The following is a 21,406-nucleotide window of genomic DNA, read 5'->3' on the forward strand; positions in this document are numbered from 1 at the left end:
GTCATAGAATAGCTTTAACCCCTAGTTTTACTCTTGCCGTGTAGGAGGAAGCATGATCTCCGAAGAACTTGAAGTCAGTCTACACATGGCCTTTGTCGAGGCTCGTGCCGCGCGCCATGAATTCATCACGGTAGAGCATCTGCTGTTGTCCCTGCTCGATAACGCCTCCACGCTGGAAGTGTTGAAAGCATGTGCTGCCGATATTGATGCACTGCGCCAGAATCTGCGTAAATTCATTAGCGAAAATACGCCCACTTTCCCTGGTGAAGGCGAGGTTGACACCCAACCCACGCTGGGATTTCAGCGAGTGATACAACGTGCCATCATGCACGTATCGTCCAGCAACTCCGGTAAAAACGTGGTTTCCGGTGCGAATGTGCTGGTGGCGATGTACGGGGAAAAAGACTCTCATGCGGTGTATTACCTGCAGCAACAAGGTGTCTCGCGCCTGGATGTCGTCAATTTTCTCTCGCACGGCATCACCAAGGCCAATCCGGAGCCCGCCGCTCCCGAGCCTCCCAAGGCCGCTGCGGCGGCGGAAGCGGATACCCGCTCGGACGCCCAGAAGTCGCCACTGGATCTGTATGCCACGGACCTGAACACTGAAGCCAGCCTGGGTCGTATTGACCCCTTGATTGGCCGTGAAAAGGAAGTGGAGCGCGTCATCCAAGTTCTGTGCCGTCGCCGCAAGAACAATCCCTTGCTGGTGGGTGAGGCTGGCGTGGGTAAAACCGCGATTGCTGAAGGCCTGGCCCTACGCATTCAGCGTGGTGATGTGCCGGACATTCTTAGCGAAGCGCGCGTTTATGCGCTGGACATGGGGGCCTTGCTGGCCGGTACCAAATATCGGGGCGACTTCGAGCAACGCTTGAAAGCGGTGCTCAAGCAGCTCAAGGAAACAGCCCAGTCCATTTTGTTTATCGACGAGATCCACACCCTGATCGGAGCCGGTTCGGCTTCGGGCGGTACGCTGGATGCGTCCAATCTGCTCAAACCTGCGCTGTCCTCCGGTCAGCTCAAGTGTCTTGGAGCAACCACGTACTCGGAATACCGGGGGATTTTCGAAAAAGACCACGCCCTGTCGCGTCGTTTCCAGAAAATTGATGTGGCCGAGCCCACGGTGGAACAGACCATCCAGATTTTGCGTGGTTTGAAGTCCAGTTTTGAAGAGCACCACGGGGTGCGTTATTCGGCAGCTGCCCTGACGGCGGCTGCGGAGTTGTCTGCCCGTTACATTAACGATCGCTTTTTGCCTGATAAGGCTATCGATGTAATCGACGAGGCCGGTGCGGCGCAGCGTCTGCTGCCACGCTCCAAGCAGAAAAAGGTTATCGGCAAGGCGGACATCCAGGCGACGGTATCGCGTATTGCTCGCATTCCTCCCCAGACCGTTTCCAGCGACGATCGCAATAAGTTGGCAACCTTGGCACGCGATCTGAAATCGGTGGTGTTTGGTCAGGATGTGGCGATTGACGCCCTGGCAGCGGCCATCAAGATGGCGCGCTCCGGCTTGGGTCTACCCGACAAACCCATCGGTTCCTTCTTATTCTCCGGCCCGACCGGCGTGGGTAAAACCGAAGTGGCGCGTCAGCTGGCCTTTGTGCTGGGGGTAGAGCTACTGCGCTTTGATATGTCCGAGTACATGGAGCGTCACACCGTGTCGCGCCTGATCGGTGCGCCTCCCGGCTATGTGGGCTTTGACCAGGGCGGTTTGCTGACCGAAGCGGTTACCAAACAGCCGCACTGCGTACTGTTGTTGGACGAGATCGAGAAAGCGCACCCGGACGTCTACAACATCCTGCTGCAGGTGATGGATCATGGCACGCTGACGGATAACAATGGCCGCAAGGCAGATTTCCGTAACGTCATCCTGATCATGACCACCAACGCGGGTGCCGAAGCGCTGAACAAAACCAGCATTGGCTTTACCCAGCCGCAGCGCTCGGGTGATGAAATGCAGGACATCAAGCGTCACTTCTCGCCAGAGTTCCGCAACCGTCTGGATGCGATTATTGGCTTCAAGCCTTTGTCGCGCGACATTATCCTGCGCGTGGTAGACAAGTTCCTGATGCAGCTGGAAAACCAGTTGCACGAGAAGCGCGTCGAAGTGTCCTTCTCGGACGCCTTGCGCGAGCATCTGGCGGCCAAGGGTTTCGATCCCGCCATGGGTGCCCGCCCCATGCACAGACTTATCCAGGACACCATTCGCCGTGCTCTGGCTGACGAGCTGCTGTTTGGCCGCCTGGTCGATGGTGGTCAGGTCGAGGTTGATCTGGACGAGAATGGCGAGGTGGTACTGGAATATCCTTCTTCGGGACCCGACGAACCCGGCAGCAAGACCTCCTCGCGTCCCGAGCCGGAATTAGTCGACTAAGCCGTGAGGGCATCGCGCCCCTTAATCGTCTGTACGCACTGTGACACCGTACACGAGCGAGTCCCCGTTCCAGGAGCGGGGCTCGCGCGTTGTGTACGTTGCGATACCGAACTTTACCGCCACAGCCGCTTTTCGCCACGTGAATGGCAAGCGCTGGTTCTGGCGGTTTTCATCCTTTTCCTGATTGCCAATCTGTTTCCCGTTGTCTATCTAAGCATGGCGGGTAAAACAGTATTGCCCACGTTTCCCAAAGCCTTGTTGCTGATCTGGCAGCAGGGGTACTGGGGCCTGTCCGTGATGGCGGGTTTGGTCGGTTTCTGGCTGCCGCTGTTCCAACTGATCTTCCAGTTCTGGGCCTTGGGTTTGATTGCCCGTGAAAAGCCCTTGCCGGGCGATTTTGGCATCGGTCTGCGTGTTCTGAGTCATCTGGAGCATTGGTCCATGACGGCCGTACTGTTTCTGGGCTTGATTGTGGCGATTGTGAAGTTTGCCGGAATCGGGCATTTGACTGTGGCACCAGGGTTGTACGCATTTTTTGCGCTGACGTTCCTGTTGACGGGCCTGAGCCGTATTACCGCAGCTCGTCTTTGGCGCTGGGCAGAGGATCGTGAGCTGGTTCCAGTTGCGACGCGCCAGGTCTTGAACGCGCATCCGGACTGGAGCGCCTGCACCCATTGCGGCTTTGTTCAAGCCAGCCAGAATACACGCTGTCATCGCTGTGCAGCCCCTGTCCACAAACGCAAACCCAATAGCCGCAGGCGGGTTGCCGCCCTGGTGCTGACGGCCTGTGTCTTTTATATTCCCGCCAATGTCTTGCCGGTGATGGAGCTGCGCAGCATTATGGGTACGAGTGCCCATACGATTTTGGGTGGGGTGATTCAGCTTTGGCAACTGGGCTCCTGGGACCTGGCCTTGATCGTGTTTATCGCCAGTATTGTCGTCCCCATTACCAAGCTCCTGGCTTTGGTGGTTCTGCTGGTGGGGCGTCGTTGGCGGGGCAATGGTGTACAGCGTCAACGTAACCGTATTTACGATATGGTCGAGCTGATTGGGCAATGGTCCATGCTGGACGTATTCGTGGTGGTCCTGATGGCAGCGCTGGCCAACTTCCCTGGACTGTCACAAATTATTCCTGGGGCAGGGGCCTTGAGCTTTGGCATGGTCGTGGTCTTGACCATGCTGGCCGCGCTTAGCTACGACCCGCGTCAGGGCTGGGACCAGGACACCGACGAAGAACAAACAATAGAACCGCAAACCAAGCTGTCTTCGCCTGCATCACAGGCGACTTCCTGAAGGAAACAAGGTGCACGATCCCACAACTAATCAGCCTGACGGTCAGACCGAGCCCGCGCAGCCAAGACTGATTTCCGCGCAGCGATCCCGATTCTCCTGGATCTGGATTTTGCCTATCGCCGCTGCTTTGGTGGGGGCGTCGTTGGTACTGCGAAACTGGATGTTGACCGGGCCGCGTATCACGATCAGCTTCGACTCGGCCGAAGGCTTGGCGGTAGACCAGACCAAGCTACGTTACCGCGAAGTGGATGTGGGCACGATTTCCGACATTCAGGTGGCCCCGGACCGTAAGGGAGTCTTGGTGACCGCACAGTTAGAGCGCGATGGCTCTGAATTCATCACACAAAAAGACACGCGCTTTTGGGTGGTGCGTCCACGTTTGGGCTTAAGTGGTGTGTCGGGATTGGGGACCTTGCTCTCGGGTGTGTATATCGGTGTAGACGCGCCTTTTGAAGTGGACAAAAAGGCGCAGAAAATGGACTTTGTGGGTCTGGAAAGCCCACCCGAAGTGATTAGTGGCCGTGCCGGCAAACGCTATGTGCTGACCGCATCGGAACTGGGTTCGCTGGATCTGGGCTCCCCCCTGTACTACAAAGGTATTCAGGTTGGGCAGGTCAGCAGCTACGAGCTGAACGAAGAAGGTGATGGGGTGCGTGTACAGGTGTTTGTGGATGCACCCAATGATAAATTCGTGACCCAGGGTTCGCGCTTTTGGAACGTCAGTGGTGTAAATATGTCTCTGGATTCCACGGGTTTCAATGTGCGTACGCACTCCTTGGTTTCTGCTTTGGCAGGCGGTCTGGCTTTTGATCAGATGGAAGGCGAGCCCACGGAAGTAGCAGCAGCAGATACCCAATACGAGCTCTTCCCTACACAAGATCGTGCCATGGCCGAGCCGGACGGCCCGGCGGTGGAGCTGCGCTTTCATTTCCATCAGTCTGTACGCGGTTTGAGGCCGGGTTCCAAGGTTGAATTCCGGGGCCTGGAACTGGGCCAGGTCTACGACGTGGATCTGGAATTCGACTTTGAGCGCAAACGCTTTTTCGCTTTAGTAAAAGCGCGTATTTATCCGCAACGCTTCGGTCACCTGTACGAGCGGATTGTAGAAGCCCGACCAGACGAAAAAGACGCGATAAGTGCCTTGTTTAAACCGATGGTTGAACGTGGGTTGCGGGGCCAGTTGCGTCCTGCCAGCCTGATTACTGGTCAGCAGTACATTGCCCTGGAGTTTTTCGATAAGGCCGATGAGGTCGAGTTCGATGAGACGGCCAAACCCTTGGTGGTGCCCGTGATCGCCGGTGATTTTGATCGCTTGCAAGAGCAGGTCAGCGACATTGTCACGAAGATTTCAGCGATTCCGTTCGATCAGATTGGCAAGAATCTGCAAAGCGGGCTGACGGAGCTGAGCCAGGTGCTCAAGCAACTGGACAAGACGACGGTGCCGCAATTGAATGGGGCTCTCAAATCCATGGATGCAGCAGTTCAGAAACTGGGCGCCATGCTGGACTCGGACTCTTCCTTCAATACCTCGGTGGATCAAACCTTGAACGAGCTGAAACGCTCCTTGCGATCCCTGCGTGATTTAAGTGATACCTTGCAAAGCCAGCCCTCGGCAATATTGCGAGGTCGTTCTCCTGACGTACTGCCGGAGCCTGCGCCATGATGTCCCGTTTCCTGATTTCCGTGGCGTTTGCCGGTTTGCTGACGGCTTGCGCCTCGACCACGCCTACTTACTACACCTTGCAAACCGCCCATGCCGCTCCGGCGGCTGCAGCCCCATCCACACAAGCATGGAAGGGCTTTCAGTTGCGGCGTATGGATATGCCCGCCCAGTTGGATCGCCGAGCCTTTGTGCTGACGCAGGCGGCCGGTGGACAGGTTAATTTGCTGAACGATAGCCAGTGGGCATCGCCTTTGCCCGATGAAATGTCCCTGGCCTTGGTGTCCGGTTTGCAGGATCGCCTGAGTGTTCCTCAGTTGGCCAGTACCGCTGCGAAAACACCTCACTGGCAGATTGATGTGTTGGTGCAGCGCTTTGAGTCTGTCTATGGCGAACGCGCCACCCTGGAATTGAGCTGGACCTTGACGCCAATTGGTTTTGAGGGGAAAACGCAACAGTGCCGCTGGCTGGACTCCGAGCCGGCGTCTACTGTTCCAGAACTGGTGCAGGCACATCGTCAATTGCAGCAGCGCTGGGCCGATGCGCTGGCCGCTCAAATGCAAGGCAAATCTGTTCCGGCGATGTTGGGCAAGGCCATGATCTGTGTGAGTTAAATGCTAGGGTTAACTTTTTCTTGCACGGGTTAACCTGAATACGAAATTGGGTTAACCGTCAGTATTATTTCGGCATATCGCAGTCAAAAAAGCGTAACCGGGATAAGAAGCATGGCGAGCACAACCTTAGGGATCAAAGTCGATATAGAGCTGCGCGAACGTTTGCGGCGTGCGGCTGATCAGTTGCAGTGCACCCCACATTGGCTGCACAAGCAGGCTTTGCTGTCCTATATCGAAGGGATAGAGCGTGGTGTGTTGCCCAGCGAGTTGGCTCTGCGTAGTGGGGGCGATGCCGAGGCGCTTGAGGACGGTGTGTTGATGCCGTCGATCCCGTTTTACGGCTTTGCCCAAGATGTGCAACCGCAAAGCGTGTTGCGTGCTGCCATTACGGCCGCCTATCGCCGTCCCGAAACTGATTGCCTGCCTTTGCTGCTGAGCGCCGCACGTGCGTCCCAAAGTGCGCGTGCCCAGGAACTGGCCGCTCGTCTGGTCAAAGCCCTGCGCGCCAAGCGCCGTGGTGGTGGGGTCGAGGGTTTGATTCAGGAGTTTTCCCTGTCCAGCCAGGAAGGTGTGGCCTTGATGTGTCTGGCCGAAGCCTTGCTGCGCATCCCCGATCGCGCCACGCGTGATGCCTTGATTCGCGACAAGATCAGTCACGGTGATTGGCGCGCGCATATGGGCGAGTCTCCCTCGCTGTTTGTGAACGCCGCAACCTGGGGGTTGATGCTGACAGGTCGTTTGGTCAGCGTAAACAGCGAGAAGAATTTATCCTCTGCCTTAACCCGCATGATTGGTAAGGGTGGCGAACCCCTGATTCGTAAAGGCGTGGACGTCGCCATGCGCATGATGGGCGAGCAGTTCGTCACCGGGCAGACCATTGCTTCGGCACTGGCTAATAGCCGCAAATTTGAAGAGCAGGGCTTCCGTTACTCCTACGACATGTTGGGTGAGGCCGCCACGACAGCGGAAGATGCCCAGCGCTACTACCAGGCTTATGAGCAGGCCATCCACGCGATTGGTCGTGCCAGCCAGGGCCGTGGGATTTACGAAGGCCCCGGCATTTCCATCAAACTGTCTGCACTGCACCCGCGCTACAGCCGTGCCCAGCGCGAGCGCGTCATGCGTGAACTCTTTCCACGCTTGTTGTCCCTGGCGCAACTGGCTCACCACTACGATGTGGGCCTGAATATTGATGCAGAAGAAGCGGACCGTCTGGAAGTGTCCTTGGACTTGCTGGACAAGCTGTGTTTTGACCCGTCTTTGGCAGGTTGGAACGGCATTGGTTTTGTGGTGCAGGCGTATCAAAAACGTGCACCCTTTGTCATCGATTACTTGATTGACCTGGCCCGCCGTAGCGGACACCGCTTGATGCTCCGCTTGGTGAAAGGCGCGTACTGGGATTCGGAAATCAAACGTGCCCAGGTTGATGGCCTGGAAGACTACCCCGTCTATACCCGCAAGGTGCATACAGACGTGTCTTACCTGGCTTGCGCTCGCAAACTCCTGCAGGCCCCCGAAGCCGTGTATCCGCAGTTTGCGACACACAATGCCCAAACTCTGGCCGCCATTTACGTGATGGCCGGTCAGAACTACTACACCGGCCAGTATGAATTCCAGTGCCTGCACGGTATGGGTGAGGACTTGTACGACGAAGTGGTCGGCCCGACCAAGGACGGCAAGTTGAATCGTCCTTGCCGTATCTACGCACCTGTGGGTTCGCATGAAACCTTGCTGGCTTACCTGGTGCGTCGCTTGCTGGAAAACGGTGCCAATACCTCCTTCGTGAATCAGATTGGTGATGCCGATGTGAACATGGAGCAACTGATTGCCGATCCCGTCGCCCAGGCCTTGAGCCTGCAACCCTTGGGTCGCCCACATGACAAGATTTCTCTACCGCGACAGTTGTATTGGGATGCCGAGCAGCGCTTGAACTCGGCTGGTCTGGATTTAAGCAATGAGCATCGCCTGGGTTCCTTGGCCGCGACTTTGATGCAAACCGCCGCCTTGCCACGTCAGGCTCAGCCCATCCTGGGGCAGGGCAATCCGGTCTGGGATGAGTCCAAGGCAACGATGGTGCGCAATCCAGCCAATCATCAGGATGTGGTGGGGCAGGTCATGTTTGCTACGGCGCAGGATGTGGAGCAGGCCTTGGAAGCCGCTAGCCACTATGCGCCTATCTGGCAGGCCACGCCGGTACAAGAGCGTGCCGCCGCCTTGCAGCAAGCCGCCCAACTGCTGGAAGATCATATGCAAGATCTGATGGGCCTGCTGGTGCGTGAAGCCGGCAAGTCCTATGCGAATGCGATTGCTGAAGTGCGAGAAGCCGTGGACTTCCTGCGCTACTACGCGGGACAAGTCTTGCGCGACTTTGATAATGACGAATATCGTCCTGTGGGTGTGGTGCTGTGCATCAGCCCCTGGAACTTTCCCCTGGCTATTTTTCTGGGTCAAGTCTCGGCGGCTTTGGCGGCAGGCAACGTCGTGCTGGCCAAGCCCGCTGAGCAAACCTGCCTGATTGCGGCGGCGGCGGTCGAGCTGTTGCACAAAGCTGGGGTTGCTCCCGGTGCCTTGCAGCTTCTGCCTGGCGATGGCCCTTCCGTAGGAGCCCCTTTGGCTGCCAGTGAGCAGGTCAATGCCGTTATGTTTACCGGCTCGACCGCCGTGGCCCAGGGCTTGAACCGTCAATTGACCACACGCCTGACGGCAGACGGTCAGGCCGTGCCGCTGGTTGCTGAAACCGGTGGCTTAAATGCCATGGTGGTTGACAGCTCGGCCTTGCCTGAACAGGTGGTGTTTGATGTCTTGAACTCGGCCTTTGACTCGGCCGGTCAGCGTTGTTCCGCTTTGCGTTTGCTGTGTATTCAGGAGGATGTGGCCGAACGCGTGCTGAGCATGCTTAACGGTGCCATGCAGGAGCTGAGTGTGGGCAATCCCGATCTGCTCAGTACCGATGTAGGCCCGGTGATTGATGAAGAAGCCCGCTCCGGTATTGAAGAGCACATCAGCGCCATGCGCGAGGCGGGTTTCCGCATTACCCAAAGCGAGCAAAACCGTATCCAGACAGGGACGTTTGTCTTGCCGACCATTATTGAGATCGAACAGGTCAAGGATCTGGAACGCGAAATTTTTGGTCCCGTATTGCACGTCATGCGCTTCAAACGCAGCGAACTGGACAGCCTGATCAATCAGATCAACGAACGTGGTTACGGCCTGACCTTTGGCGTTCACACCCGTTTGGACGAAACCGTGGATCGTGTCGTTTCGCGCATTCACGCCGGTAACGTTTATGTGAACCGCAATATGGTAGGCGCGGTGGTAGGCGTACAGCCTTTTGGTGGTGAAGGCTTGTCGGGTACGGGGCCCAAAGCGGGCGGCCCCTTGTACCTGCGCCGACTGCTTAGCCGTTGTCCGCAGAATCTGCCCTTGCAAGCTTGGCAGGAACAGGGCGTGGTCTTGCCCGGCCCGACAGGTGAATCCAATATGTATCGGCTGTACCCACGAGGGCGCGTTCTGTGCATGCCCGTTAGCGTACCTGGCTGGCGCGCCCAGCGTGAGGCCTGCGCACAAAGCGGCAACCAGGCCATCTTGCTGGACCGTTTGGGTCTGGGCAATTGGCACGATGCCCCTGCCGAGCAAATCACCATGTCCGATTTGGGTGAGGCAGATTATGATGCTGTTTTATTTGAAGGCGACAGCGATGAACTCCGGCACGTGCTGGGCCAGGTGGCTGAACGCCCTGGTCCCATTGTTGGGGTTCAGGGGCTGTTGACACAGGAATTGGAGGAGGGCGCAGCGTACGTGATCGAGCGTTTGCTGCGTGAAGTCTCAGTTAGTACCAATACAGCGGCAGCTGGAGGCAATGCCAGTTTGATGATGGTTGGTTGATCTTGGCGGGCACTCATTTCTATGCACACGTTTGGTCGCACATTTCACCTGGAGCGGCGGCCCGGCGTCTATTCTCACGGCACGGGCCGGCTTGTAGCGCGGCTATATTAAAAACGAAGGAGAACAATATGCAGTCCATCACGACCTTTAAATTGGCCTTGGTTTCGACAGCGGTTTTCGGTGCATTGGCGGCTAGCCCCGCCTTGGCCGCTGACAAGGTTATCAAGCTGGGTTTTGCGGCTCCCCTGACCGGCCCGCAAGCTCACTACGGTGAAGATATGCGCAACGGTCTGGTGCTGGCGCTGGAAGAGGCCAACGCCCAAAAGATTGAGATTGACGGTGCAACCGCCCGCTTTGAGCTGGTCGCCAAGGATGATCAGGCTGACCCGCGTACCGCCGTTCAGGTGGCTCAGCAAATTGTGGACGATGAAGTGGATGGCGTATTGGGCCATTTCAACTCGGGCACCACCATTCCCGCCTCGCGTGTCTACAATGACGCGGGTATCCCCCAGATCGCCATGGCAACCTCGCCTGAGTACACCCAGCAAGGGTACGACAATACCTTTCGCATGATGACCAGTGACACCCAGCAAGGTGCGGCGGTGGGCCAGTTCATCGTCAAGGATCTGGCTGCCAAGAAAGTGGCTTTGATCGATGACCGGACCGCCTACGGTCAAGGTCTGACAGATCAGGTGGCCCGTGCGGTAGAAAAAGCCGGTGGTCAGATCGTCGCCCGTGAATACACCACGGACAAAGCCAACGACTTCACCTCCATTCTGACCAACATCAAATCCAAACAGCCCGATGCCATCTTCTTTGGCGGTCTGGATGCGCAGTCCGGCCCCATGAAGCGCCAGATGCAGACTCTGGACATTCAGGCACCGCTGGTTTCGGGCGAAATGACCCGCAGCGACACCTTCCTGCGCTTGGCTGGCAATGCGGCTGACGGCACCTACGCGTCCCTGGCCGGTGTGCCGCTGTCCACCATGGCCGCTGGTGAGAAGTTCGCCAAGGACTACCAGGCCCGCTTCAAGGCTGATCCTGGTGTTTACGCGCCTTACGCGTATGACGGTGCCTGGAACATGATCACCGCCATGAAAGAAGCGGGTTCCTCCAAAGCAGAAGACTACCTGCCCAAGCTGGCCGCCTTGAAACGCAACGGCGCTACCAGCAACAACATTGCCTACGACCAGAACGGCGACTTGAAAGAAATTGCCGTCACCATCTATGAAGTGAAAGATGGTAAGTGGACGATGGTAAAAACCATGGTCAGTCAGGCTAACTAAGCGCGTTTGATCCTGCAGTTTGAGCCCTATGGGGCTCATCTTTACCGTGGCCTGTGTTTGGCAGGCCCACGCTCCCTGTTCTATCGCCATGCGCCAGGGCAGGGAGCAATGACCACGAGTCCCAATCTATGGAAATCCTGATACAACAACTAATAAATGGCCTGACCGTGGGCAGTGTCTACGCCCTGGTGGCGCTGGGCTACACCATGGTGTATGGAATTATTGGCCTGATTAATTTTGCGCACGGTGATGTCGTCATGGTTGGGGCGATGCTGGCTACGACAGTGGTGTTGTCGTTGGTCGGCGCGGACCCGGCAGGGCTGTCCGCCTGGCTGATGGTGGGACTGGCTCTTCTGGCCGCGATTCCGGTCTGCATGGGCATAGGCTGGACGGCAGAGCGTTATGCCTATCGTCCCTTGCGTCGTGCTCCCCGTCTGGCGGCATTGATCACGGCTATCGGTGTGTCCTTTATTGTGCAGAATCTGGCCATGATGATCTGGGGGCGCAATTATTTGAGCTTCCCGCACATTATTGAGCCGATGGTGTTCCAACTGGGCGAAGCGCGCATCAGCTTGCTGCAAATTCTGATTATTGTTGGTGCCGCTGCGATCATGTCCGGCCTGATGGTGCTGGTGCACCGTACCCGTCTGGGCACGGCCATGCGTGCCACCGCCCAGAACCGGGAAGTGGCCGGTTTGATGGGGGTGAACATCAATACGGTGATCTCCGCAGCTTTTGTGATTGGCTCGGCCTTGGCGGCTGTCGCAGGCGTCATGATCGTGACCTACTACGGTGTTGCCCAATACACCATGGGCTTCATGCTGGGCCTGAAAGCCTTTACCGCCGCTGTTTTGGGTGGCATTGGCAATTTGGGCGGCGCCATGCTGGGGGGCTTGCTGCTGGGCCTGATCGAAGCTCTGGGCGCAGGCTATATCGGCGACCTGACCAATGGGGTCTTTGGCAGTAACTATCAGGATGTGTTCTCTTTTATCGTGCTGATCCTGGTGCTGATTTTCCGTCCCTCGGGCTTATTGGGTGAACGTGTGGGAGATCGCGCATGAGCTTGAATCAAACCCTAAGTGGCGCTGGCTCCAAACAGCGTCCCGCAACACCCGCTAAAGTCTGGGTCGGTGCGCTTCTTATCGGTGTGGTGCTGGCCATTCTGCCGTTTGTTTTGGGGATGGCCGGTCAAAGCTGGGTCCGCACGCTGAACTTTGCCCTGCTGTACGTGATGCTGGCCCTGGGCCTGAACATTGTGGTGGGCTTTGCGGGTTTGCTGGATTTGGGCTATATCGCCTTCTATGCCGTTGGGGCCTATGTCTGGGCCATGTTGGCCTCACCACATTTTGGTCTGCACTTGCCGTTCTGGATGGTGCTGCCAGCCGGGATCGCCTTGGCGGCCGTATTCGGTGTGCTGCTGGGCTTTCCGGTGCTGCGCTTGCGAGGCGACTATCTGGCCATTGTGACGCTGGGATTCGGAGAAATTATCCGTATCTTCATGAACAACCTGGATGCGCCCGTCAATATCACCAACGGCCCGCAAGGGATCAACCGGGTCGATACCTTCAAGATTGGCGACTTCATTTTCGGCAAGGCGGAAACCCTGTTTGGCATACGGATTACCGGGCCAGAGAAATACTATTACCTGCTCCTGCTGATCACGCTACTGATTGTGTTTATCTGCGTACGCTTGCAGCACTCCCGTATTGGCCGTGCCTGGGAAGCCATTCGTGAAGACGAAATCGCGGCCAAGGCCATGGGGATCAATACCCGTAACGTCAAACTGCTGGCGTTTGCGATGGGTGCAACGTTTGGTGGCGTGGCAGGGGGCTTGTTTGCCTCCATGCAAGGCTTCGTCAGCCCAGAGAGTTTCAGCCTGACAGAATCCATTTCCGTGCTGTGTATGGTGGTGCTGGGCGGCATGGGCCATATCCCCGGTGTGATCGTGGGAGCCTTGCTGCTCTCCGTATTCCCGGAGCTGTTGCGCTCGGTTGTGGTTCCGCTGCAGCAAAGCGTGTTTGGTGATGTGATTCTGGATCCGGACGGCATTCGTATGCTGCTGTTTGGCTTTGCCCTGGTACTGGTCATGATCTATCGCCCTGAAGGCCTGTGGCCCTCTGCGGTGCGCCGTCGTGAGCGCAAAATGAAGCAGGTGCAAGCATGAGTCTGACCATGAACCAACACGTAAAAGACGGCGAGGTGCTGCTGCAGGCAGAAGGCTTGTCCAAACGCTTCGGTGGTTTGCAGGCCTTGTCCGACGTCAGTTTTAGCATTCGCAAGGGCGATATCTACGGTCTGATCGGTCCGAACGGAGCGGGTAAAACCACGCTGTTCAATGTGATGACGGGCTTGTACATCCCCGAGTCGGGCCGCTGTGCCTTTGCCGGTCGCAACCTGACCGACTGCAAACCCCATCAAATCGCTGAGTCCGGTTTTGCGCGTACCTTCCAGAACATCCGCTTGTTCGGCAGCCTGTCTGCCCTGGAAAACGTCATGATCGGCCGCCACGTCCGCACCCGTGCTGGCGTGCTGGGAGCCGTGATGCGTAATCGTGCTACCCGTCAGGAAGAAGAGCAGATCGAGGCCCGCGCCTACGAGCTGCTGGATTACGTCGGCATTGCCCAGCACGCCAACGAGATTGCGCGCTCCCTGTCCTATGGCGACCAACGTCGCCTGGAAATCGCCCGTGCACTGGCAACGGATCCTATGCTGTTGGCACTGGACGAACCCGCTGCCGGCATGAACCCGTCCGAGACCGTCGTCCTGCGCCAATTGATTGAAAAAATCCGTGGTGACGGCATTACCGTCCTGTTGATCGAACATGATATGAAGCTGGTGATGGGCCTGTGTGATCGAGTTCTGGTGCTGGAGTATGGAAAGGTACTAGCCGAAGGCAAACCCGCCCAAGTCCAACACAACCCGCGTGTGATTGAAGCCTATCTGGGCGCAGGTGCTGCCAAAGACATGGGTATTACCGTTGAAGAGGAAAAGTCATGAGCACAGAACCGTTAATGCTGGATATTCGGGGTCTGGATGTGGCTTATGGCGGCATTCGGGCGGTACGCGGCCTGGACCTGCGAGTGGGCAAGGGTGAACTGGTTTGCTTGATTGGTGCCAACGGCGCCGGTAAAAGCACCACACTGCGAGCGATCACAGGCCTGGTGCCTGCGGCTGCAGGACAGATCGAACATCAAGGTGAAAGCATCATCGGCCTGCCATCGCACCAACTGGTGCGCCGTGGGGTGGTCATGGTGCCAGAAGGGCGGGGGATTTTTCCGCAACTGACGATCGAAGAAAACCTGGCCATGGGGGCGTATACCCGTAAGGACCACCACGAAGTCCGCCAGGATATCGAGCGTATCTATACCTTGTTCCCGCGTCTGGCCGAGCGTAAGAAACAATCGGCAGGGACTTTGTCTGGTGGGGAACAGCAGATGGTGGCAATGGGACGGGCGATGATTTCCCGGCCTTCATTGCTGCTGCTGGATGAGCCTTCCATGGGCTTGGCGCCGATCATGGTTGAACGGATTTTTGAACTGATCCAGACGATTGCTAAAGAAGGCGTGACGATTTTGCTGATCGAGCAGAATGCGCGCTTGGCTTTAGAGTTGGGGGATAGGGGATATGTGATGGAGTCGGGCCAGATTATCCTGGAAGGCCCGGCTGCGCAGCTGCTGCATGACCCGAAGGTGAGGGCGGCGTATCTGGGGGAAGAGGATTTTGCTGCGTAAGTAAACTTCGGGCTTAGAGAAAAAGCCAATCAGCTTTGGGCTGGTTGCTTTTTTTTGCTTTCGTATTAGTTCTTATAAGTAGTGTGAATTAACGTAGGGATGCCGTCAAAGAGCAAATATAGTGATTGTGTAGTTTCGGGTCTAGTAAGAAATAGTCCTCTCTTAAAATTGAATTCTTAGCAATTTATGGTCGGGATTAGAGTTTTTTTTGAATAAGCCATCCTAGACTACCTAGCAGTTCAGTGGTGCGTATCGGTCATGCTAGCCCAGTATCAAAACTCTTGGCAGGCACAATTTGTGCACCTGATTGGTTAACTAAGCAAGTGAAATTGTGCCGATCAGTTGGCTCGATCTTCCTAGAATAGAAGCGAAAAAGCTCATTTGGTAGAGCCATGCTCAGATCAAAGGTGATCGACTGTATCCGATGATGTTTGGCGAGCAGTTCGAGCCGATTGTTTAACTCTGATGTTTCTCGTGCCTTGTTTAAATCTTGGGGTTTAGGATCAAAATATTTGATCAGAGCTTTTTCTAAAATGAGACCTTCATCTTCAACGGTGACCTCGTCCATCATCGCGTTGGGGACGATAAAGTTGAACATGGCTCCGGGATTTATGCCGATGGAAAGGACTTTGAAGAGATTATAGAAGATAAAGTAGTCATAATCCTCGTCACCCCGGGAAGTCCAGTGCAACATATCACCAAACCCTCGATGATCCCTATTAAGTGGCCGTTCTGCGGGGTTTTTAGTGTAGCCAACATATTGAACCTCTGAATTAACGCCAGTCTCAATTTCAAAAAAGTTTAAGAAGTCGTAAATCGATATGGTGCTTTTACCACCTACCTCGTTGTAAATTGTTATATACCGATCTGTGATCACAACTTTAGGCTGAATAACTTCTCTGGTTTCCTGGTCACGAAGTTCGATAGTACATTTTTTCTGTATGCGCCGACGGCCAATCTCAATATAGAAAGTTAGTTTTTTATTTAGATATCCATACCGTGGTTTTTTCTTCGTATTGAATCGTACTTTGATGCGAGAGGCGAGGTAATACACGAAGTGCTTGTCGAGATTGTTTTGGACTTCTTCTCTTAACTCTTTAAGATACTGTCGGGTCATACTCGCTACATCGAATCCCTCAAACGGGTCAATAACGGCATCAAACCATGTGTAGGTGCAGCTTAGAAGCTCTACATACCAGTTCTTATTTGATTCTGCATAAACTGGATTATCTCTGATAAAATTTAAAAAACCACGTGACAATTAATGTCTCCTTGTTTGTAAAGTGGGTTTTTAAACTCACGGTTTTGGAAGTGTTTTTGACGAATAATATCGGCATGGTGGCTTGCAAGAAATCCAGCTCTATAGGTAATATTATTTTTGGTTAATTATTATATAGAAAAATTTGGGTTTTTGATGGAATTAAGTAAAGTTATTTTAAGTTTTTAATGGGCTTGGATGGTTTTTTATGAGGCTGGTGGTATTTGCCTGCGAATTGGTAAAGATGTGCGGTGCAAAATCAGTTAACAGTTTCTTAGCGAACAATGGAGGCTGTAAGTCTCTACCATAGAAACTCTGCTCGTGATCGACAGATTGTCATGCAGATAGAACTGCTTCGGTCATTCAAAAAGACAGCGGGTTTAGATTGCATTCCCGAGTGAACAACTCCGCCGTAGGAATCCGCTAAGGAGTCCAAAAAATGGATTTGGGAATTAATGAGGACGTGCTCTGATTTGTGGGGTGTCAAGTGGTTTAGGCTTGGCGTGTGCTCAGGCTGTCGCCGATGAGGGTGTAGAGATCATTCTGGTATCACGCGGTGAAAACAAACTGCAAGGAAGCTGCCCGGTAAATTGAAGTATCGCCGGGGCAGTTAAACGAATTAAAGACGATCTTTCTCAGGTAGTAGGCAGACAAGTCGTAGCTGTCGCGCGCGCGGAGGATATCGATACCTTAGTAACCAATTCAGGTGCTCCTCTGTCCAGGATGACGGATCGCTTGCGGGAGCTGGGGGCTGTGGCAAAAAAGCTGAGTGCCCCAGTACCGGCAGGATGAGATGTAACATCCGTGAGTTCGGTGCTGCATGTGCTTTCTTGTGCAGCGAAGCCGCGAGTTTTATCGTAGGTCAAAATTTGGCTATTGATGGCGGTTTGGTACGAACCACGATTTGAGTTATTGGGTTTCAACCATGAGGGGGCACATCATGAGCGGTAAGACTGCATCGGCTACATCTACCAGCACAGCAGGGAACACAATAAAAAAACAAATTGGCATTGTGCTGTTTGATCAGTTTGAAACTCTCGATGTATTCGGGCCGGTTGAAATGTGGGGTGGGATGCCGGATTACGAGATGGTCATGGTGTCTCAGCAGGGTGGGCTGGTGCGTTCGTCTCAAGGGATAGAAACCCAGACTTCCTATAGTTTCGAGACGGCTCCGCAGTTTGACATTCTGATGGTTCCCGGCGGTATGGGAACGCGTAGCGAAATCAATAACGCTGCCATGCTGGCCTTCATTCAGAAGCAGGACAAGGCAACGCAGTGGACGGTGTCGGTGTGTACGGGGGCGGCTTTATTGGCCAAGGCGGGTGTTCTGAAGCAGCGCCGAGCCACATCCAACAAGCTGGCGTTTGATTTTGCGGTGGCTCAGGATGGGGATGTGCTTTGGCAAAAGCAGGCCCGCTGGGTGTTTGATGGCAAGTACGTCACATCCTCGGGTGTGTCAGCGGGGACGGATATGGCGTTGGCTCTGGTCGAGAAGCTCTATAACCTTGAGCAAGCCGAAAGCATTGCGCATTGGACCGAGTATGTCTGGAACAGTGATCCGACAATTGATCCGTTTGCGCGCTAGGGCCGATGTTTGTTGGGCGAAAGGTTTAGGAGTCGTGGGTCTTAGCGTGGGTAGCTGAGAGAGTGTCGAGAGTGTCGGAAATTTTGTGTTCGAGCCTATGATTGCCAAAGAACAAACTGCAATTAAGCAGCAACGCCAAACAAGGCACCGACGCCTGCCGTCAGTCCCATTGCCAATGCCCCCCAGAAGGTCACGCGGGCGGTCGAGACAAATAGAGGAGCGCCGCCTGCCTTGGCAGCGATCAAACCTAACAGTGCCAGAAAAAGCAGTGAGCTGCCTGCGACATACCACATGAGTGCAGCCGTTGGCAGCAGCAGAACCACAAGCAAAGGAAGCAGGGCGCCGGCTGCAAACGTCGTAGCGGAGGCCAGTGCAGCCTGTACCGGTTTGGCCGCCAAGGTCTCGGATATGCCAAGCTCGTCTCGTGCATGGGCCCCGAGTGCGTCGTGAGCCATGAGCTGGGTCGCTACATTTGAAGCCAGGTTTTCATCCAAGCCGCGATTGACATAAATAGCAGTGAGCTCTGCATGTTCTTGTTCGGGGTCCTTAGCCAACTCTGCCTTCTCGCGGGCCAGATCCGCATTCTCTGTATCGGCTTGGGAGCTGACCGACACATACTCACCCGCCGCCATAGACATGGCCCCAGCGACCAGGCTGGCAACGCCGGCCACAAGAATGCTCTTTGCGCTTGCTCCTGTGGCGGCCACACCCAAGACCAAGCTTGCTGTAGAGACAATCCCGTCATTCGCACCAAGAACCGCAGCACGAAGCCATCCTGTCCGGTGCGTCTTGTGTCTTTCTGTATGTCTCATGGGTAGCCCCAGGTTGATGTGTGATTACGTACTGAACCGGTGGTGTGACGAATGACCCGCTTACGTTAAGCACGCGCTTTCAGTCTTGGCATGTAATTAGAAAGTATCAGGATCAATAGTAATTCGATGTTGACGCTAACAGTCTCTTCAGTACCTTGTTTTCAGCAGGAAACGGCGGTGAATCCATATACAAAATCCTTCCTTTGTTCCTGACTGACGTTAGCCAGACTGGCAATGTTAAATTCGCCGTCTGTCTGTTTGAGTAAAGCTTGGGTTCAAGCAAGCCTGGAACGGACGACCTAGCAATGTGGGTGCCGCAACGTGATCATTTTAAGTGGCTGCGGGAAGGCATGGTTCTGTCTCGCAACGGCATGGACGACGATCTCGGCAGCCGTCGCAGGCCTTGATCGGCATACTTACCAGCAGCCGTTTGGTAAGCTGGTGATTGGCATCGTTAGCGAGTAAGACCTCGTTGGCGTGACTGCTTGCTTTCCTATCCTCCATTCAAAGAAGGTGCTCCATGAAGATTTTGATGATTCTTACTTCGCACGATCAACTGGGCAACACTGGCCAAAAAACGGGTTTCTGGCTGGAGGAGTTCGCCGCGCCTTACTACGTCTTTAAGGACGCGGGCGCGCAGATCACGGTCGCCTCGCCGCAGGGTGGACAAGTGCCACTGGACCCAAAGAGCGATGATCCAGCGGCGCAAACCGATGACACCCGCCGTTTCAAGGATGATCCGGCGGCTCAGTCCGTATTGGCCGAGACGCAAAAGCTCATGGACGTTGTGGCCACTGATTTTGATGCCGTGTTCTATCCGGGCGGCCATGGGCCTTTGTGGGATCTGGCCGAAGATCCCACATCGATCGCATTGATCGAAACCATGCTGGCCGCGGGCAAGCCGGTTGCTGCCGTCTGCCACGCTCCAGGCGTGTTGCGCCATGTGAAATCGGCTGACGGCACACCGCTGGTTCGAGGCAAGTCGGTTACAGGTTTTGCCAACAGCGAGGAAGAGGCTGTCGGTCTGACCGACGTCGTGCCATTTCTGGTGGAAGATATGTTGAAAGGAAATGGTGGCAATTACAGCAAAGGCAGCGACTGGCAACCTCATGTGGTCAGCGATGGCCTGCTGATCTCCGGTCAGAATCCGGCGTCATCCAGACCCGCCGCCGAGGCCTTGCTGAAGATGTTGGGGTGAACCCGCCTAGCCAACGATGCTGTGAGCAGCATCGTTGGTGCAGTGATTCTTTTTGCTTGGTTAGCCGATAGTCGTCTTTAGTGAGCGACTGTGATCGATCCGAAGCAGCCAGTCACGTCGCAACGGGTCAGACGACATGTATTGGAGTGAAATGGTTAGAACCTTATCCTTAGCCCATCATCGGCTTTCGCTGCTTCGCGCATCTCTCCGACCACAACATAGACTGATAACGTTGACCACTGCCTGGTGCTTTGGTGCACTGTGCTTTCCCTGTATGGCTTCGCTTCCTGGCATGTAAAACGAGGCTTTTTCAGTTGCACATGAGCGAAACAGCAGCTGTGATCAAGAATGGGCATTGCCGCTCAATGGTCATCGAAACGCTCAATCAATTCCGTGAGGGTCAATCTGGCAGTTAATCGAACTGTTAAATTACACCATTGTTTTTTCATCCTCATCCTCCGATTCAGCCTGGAAGACCTCAATCAGCTTCTGATTGTAATCATCCAGATAGGTCTGCAAGCCTTCACGATCGATGAGGCGAACACCAGCCGTGTAAGCAAGCTCTTTGGCCGATTTCGTGTAATAGGAATTGGTCACGACCATGGCTTCGTCGCAACCGTAGAATGCCTTGGCCGAGATCGCTTGTTGAACGGCGGCATTCCCAACGGAGCCAGTGTAATTTTTTGCTTGGATCACCATATTCTTGCCGAACCGACTCACAAACAAATCGGCACCCTGGTCAGCGGTCTTCTTCGTTTCTTTCACGTCGAAACCGATGGTTTGGAAAACTTCCATCAAAAAGGCCTCGAACTGGAACCCGTCCATTGCGTCCACCAGATACATCGTGATGAACCGGTTCGGATTGAAGTGTTCAAGCTGATTCCCCAGCCGCTCGACGAGAACGTCGAAGTAGACCTGCTCACAATGGTTCAGCCCTGATAGGAAGGCGGACAAGGAAATCAGAGGAATATTCACCGTTGCGTTCGCTTGAGCGTTGAATTGAATATCCGGGTAGGAAATATCATTTTCCCAGAGGTAGTAATAAAACAGAGCAAGATCGGATCTGAACGTCGTTCCAGCCTCGTCGATCCATGATCGAAGAGTCTCGGTCAGGTCGGCTTTTATGTGACGGCTGAGCTCTCTGGAGAAGCCAAGGTAAGTTGAGTTGAACGAAGTCGTCAGAAGCAGCTTGTCCAGCAGTGAGGGCAAGCCTTCAAGCTCATCAAACCCCTTACGAATCAGCACCTCTCTGAAGAGCTCACGTTCAGTGTAGATACCTTCGGGCCTAGGCCCCGGCATCCCGACGTCGTTGGACGTTGACGCAGTTTCCCGGGTGGTATGGATGAAATTTGTGAAATAAGGCTGCTTAAGCTGCGCGTATTTTCTCAGTACATTGTTAAGCAAATCGTTCAACTGTGCTTGCTCTTTCTTCTTACCCAGAAAATCTTTGATAAGTCCTTTGGACTGATACTGAAAGTCAGGGTAGAAAGAGGGGTCAAGCGGGGTCAACTGCTGAGTTGACAGCGCAGCAGACGGTGATGTGTCGGAGCTGTTGCACCAAGGGCAGGCCGTCTCAAAAGTTGTTCTGTTGCATCCGTGGCATTGGTAAATCATGCATATCCTTCCCGCGCTGAAGAGAGATCTGAGGTGCAAGACTTTATCTATCAGTTTCGATCAGTGGCCACTGGATACGAATCTGACGCCCTGAAA

General features: G+C 54.8%; 16 protein-coding genes. 13 read left to right on the top strand and 3 right to left on the bottom strand.

Features of this window, described 5'->3' with window-relative positions; translation table 11 throughout:
* Positions 1-52 precede the first annotated feature (52 nt).
* The 10 genes from clpA (at position 53) to AC6I6N_RS01410 (ending at position 14,843) form a co-directional block, all read left to right on the top strand.
* Positions 53-2,374, top strand: coding sequence for an ATP-dependent Clp protease ATP-binding subunit ClpA (gene clpA / locus AC6I6N_RS01365; protein WP_094196382.1), 2,322 nt, complete (start codon positions 53-55; stop codon positions 2,372-2,374).
* Positions 2,375-2,377: 3 nt separating this feature from the next.
* Positions 2,378-3,667 (top strand): paraquat-inducible protein A, encoded by a 1,290-nt coding sequence (locus AC6I6N_RS01370; protein ID WP_497942748.1) that lies wholly within the window; start codon positions 2,378-2,380, stop codon positions 3,665-3,667.
* Positions 3,668-3,677: 10 nt separating this feature from the next.
* On the top strand, positions 3,678-5,330 hold the full coding sequence (locus tag AC6I6N_RS01375; RefSeq protein ID WP_321266150.1) for a PqiB family protein: 1,653 nt from the start codon (positions 3,678-3,680) through the stop codon (positions 5,328-5,330).
* Positions 5,327-5,941 (top strand): PqiC family protein, encoded by a 615-nt coding sequence (locus AC6I6N_RS01380; RefSeq protein ID WP_108727309.1) that lies wholly within the window; start codon positions 5,327-5,329, stop codon positions 5,939-5,941. Before AC6I6N_RS01375 ends, AC6I6N_RS01380 begins: the two co-directional genes overlap by 4 nt.
* Before the next feature lie 111 nt (positions 5,942-6,052).
* Positions 6,053-9,826, top strand: a complete 3,774-nt coding sequence (gene putA / locus AC6I6N_RS01385; protein ID WP_497942753.1) for a trifunctional transcriptional regulator/proline dehydrogenase/L-glutamate gamma-semialdehyde dehydrogenase — start codon at positions 6,053-6,055, stop codon at positions 9,824-9,826.
* A 128-nt stretch (positions 9,827-9,954) separates the two neighbouring features.
* Complete coding sequence (locus tag AC6I6N_RS01390; protein ID WP_094196386.1) at positions 9,955-11,112, top strand: branched-chain amino acid ABC transporter substrate-binding protein; 1,158 nt, start codon at positions 9,955-9,957, stop codon at positions 11,110-11,112.
* A gap of 128 nt (positions 11,113-11,240) precedes the next feature.
* The gene (locus tag AC6I6N_RS01395) at positions 11,241-12,173 is read left to right on the top strand and encodes a branched-chain amino acid ABC transporter permease (RefSeq protein ID WP_094196387.1); all 933 of its coding nucleotides are present in this window, start codon (positions 11,241-11,243) and stop codon (positions 12,171-12,173) included.
* Complete coding sequence (locus tag AC6I6N_RS01400; protein WP_376912741.1) at positions 12,170-13,276, top strand: ABC transporter permease subunit; 1,107 nt, start codon at positions 12,170-12,172, stop codon at positions 13,274-13,276. Before AC6I6N_RS01395 ends, AC6I6N_RS01400 begins: the two co-directional genes overlap by 4 nt.
* The gene (locus AC6I6N_RS01405) at positions 13,273-14,109 is read left to right on the top strand and encodes an ABC transporter ATP-binding protein (protein WP_162496890.1); all 837 of its coding nucleotides are present in this window, start codon (positions 13,273-13,275) and stop codon (positions 14,107-14,109) included. The genes AC6I6N_RS01400 and AC6I6N_RS01405 overlap by 4 nt, the downstream gene beginning before the upstream one ends.
* The gene (locus tag AC6I6N_RS01410; protein ID WP_108727311.1) at positions 14,106-14,843 is read left to right on the top strand and encodes an ABC transporter ATP-binding protein; all 738 of its coding nucleotides are present in this window, start codon (positions 14,106-14,108) and stop codon (positions 14,841-14,843) included. Before AC6I6N_RS01405 ends, AC6I6N_RS01410 begins: the two co-directional genes overlap by 4 nt.
* Before the next feature lie 256 nt (positions 14,844-15,099).
* Here the strand turns inward: AC6I6N_RS01410 and AC6I6N_RS01415 are convergent, their stop codons facing one another.
* Complete coding sequence (locus AC6I6N_RS01415; RefSeq protein ID WP_441382427.1) at positions 15,100-16,104, bottom strand: hypothetical protein; 1,005 nt, start codon at positions 16,102-16,104, stop codon at positions 15,100-15,102.
* Between the two features lie 785 nt (positions 16,105-16,889).
* On the opposite strand from AC6I6N_RS01415, the gene AC6I6N_RS01420 reads away from it, so the two are divergent.
* Both AC6I6N_RS01420 and AC6I6N_RS01425 read left to right on the top strand, forming a co-directional pair.
* Complete coding sequence (locus tag AC6I6N_RS01420; RefSeq protein ID WP_497942766.1) at positions 16,890-17,009, top strand: SDR family oxidoreductase; 120 nt, start codon at positions 16,890-16,892, stop codon at positions 17,007-17,009.
* 32 nt (positions 17,010-17,041) lie between these two features.
* Positions 17,042-17,686 (top strand): DJ-1/PfpI family protein, encoded by a 645-nt coding sequence (locus AC6I6N_RS01425; RefSeq protein ID WP_497942769.1) that lies wholly within the window; start codon positions 17,042-17,044, stop codon positions 17,684-17,686.
* 122 nt (positions 17,687-17,808) lie between these two features.
* Here the strand turns inward: AC6I6N_RS01425 and AC6I6N_RS01430 are convergent, their stop codons facing one another.
* Positions 17,809-18,498, bottom strand: a complete 690-nt coding sequence (locus tag AC6I6N_RS01430; RefSeq protein ID WP_094196390.1) for a VIT1/CCC1 transporter family protein — start codon at positions 18,496-18,498, stop codon at positions 17,809-17,811.
* Between the two features lie 520 nt (positions 18,499-19,018).
* Between AC6I6N_RS01430 and AC6I6N_RS01435 the strand changes: the two genes are divergently transcribed.
* Positions 19,019-19,696, top strand: coding sequence for a type 1 glutamine amidotransferase domain-containing protein (locus AC6I6N_RS01435; protein WP_125277489.1), 678 nt, complete (start codon positions 19,019-19,021; stop codon positions 19,694-19,696).
* Positions 19,697-20,125: 429 nt separating this feature from the next.
* Here AC6I6N_RS01435 and AC6I6N_RS01440 read toward each other — a convergent pair whose 3' ends face one another.
* Positions 20,126-21,310 carry a restriction endonuclease gene (locus AC6I6N_RS01440; RefSeq protein WP_497942771.1) on the bottom strand — a complete coding sequence of 395 codons (1,185 nt, stop codon included), beginning with the start codon at positions 21,308-21,310 and terminating at the stop codon, positions 20,126-20,128.
* Between the last annotated feature and the right edge of the window lie 96 nt (positions 21,311-21,406).

The organism is Alcaligenes sp. LTN-3, assembly GCF_059735605.1.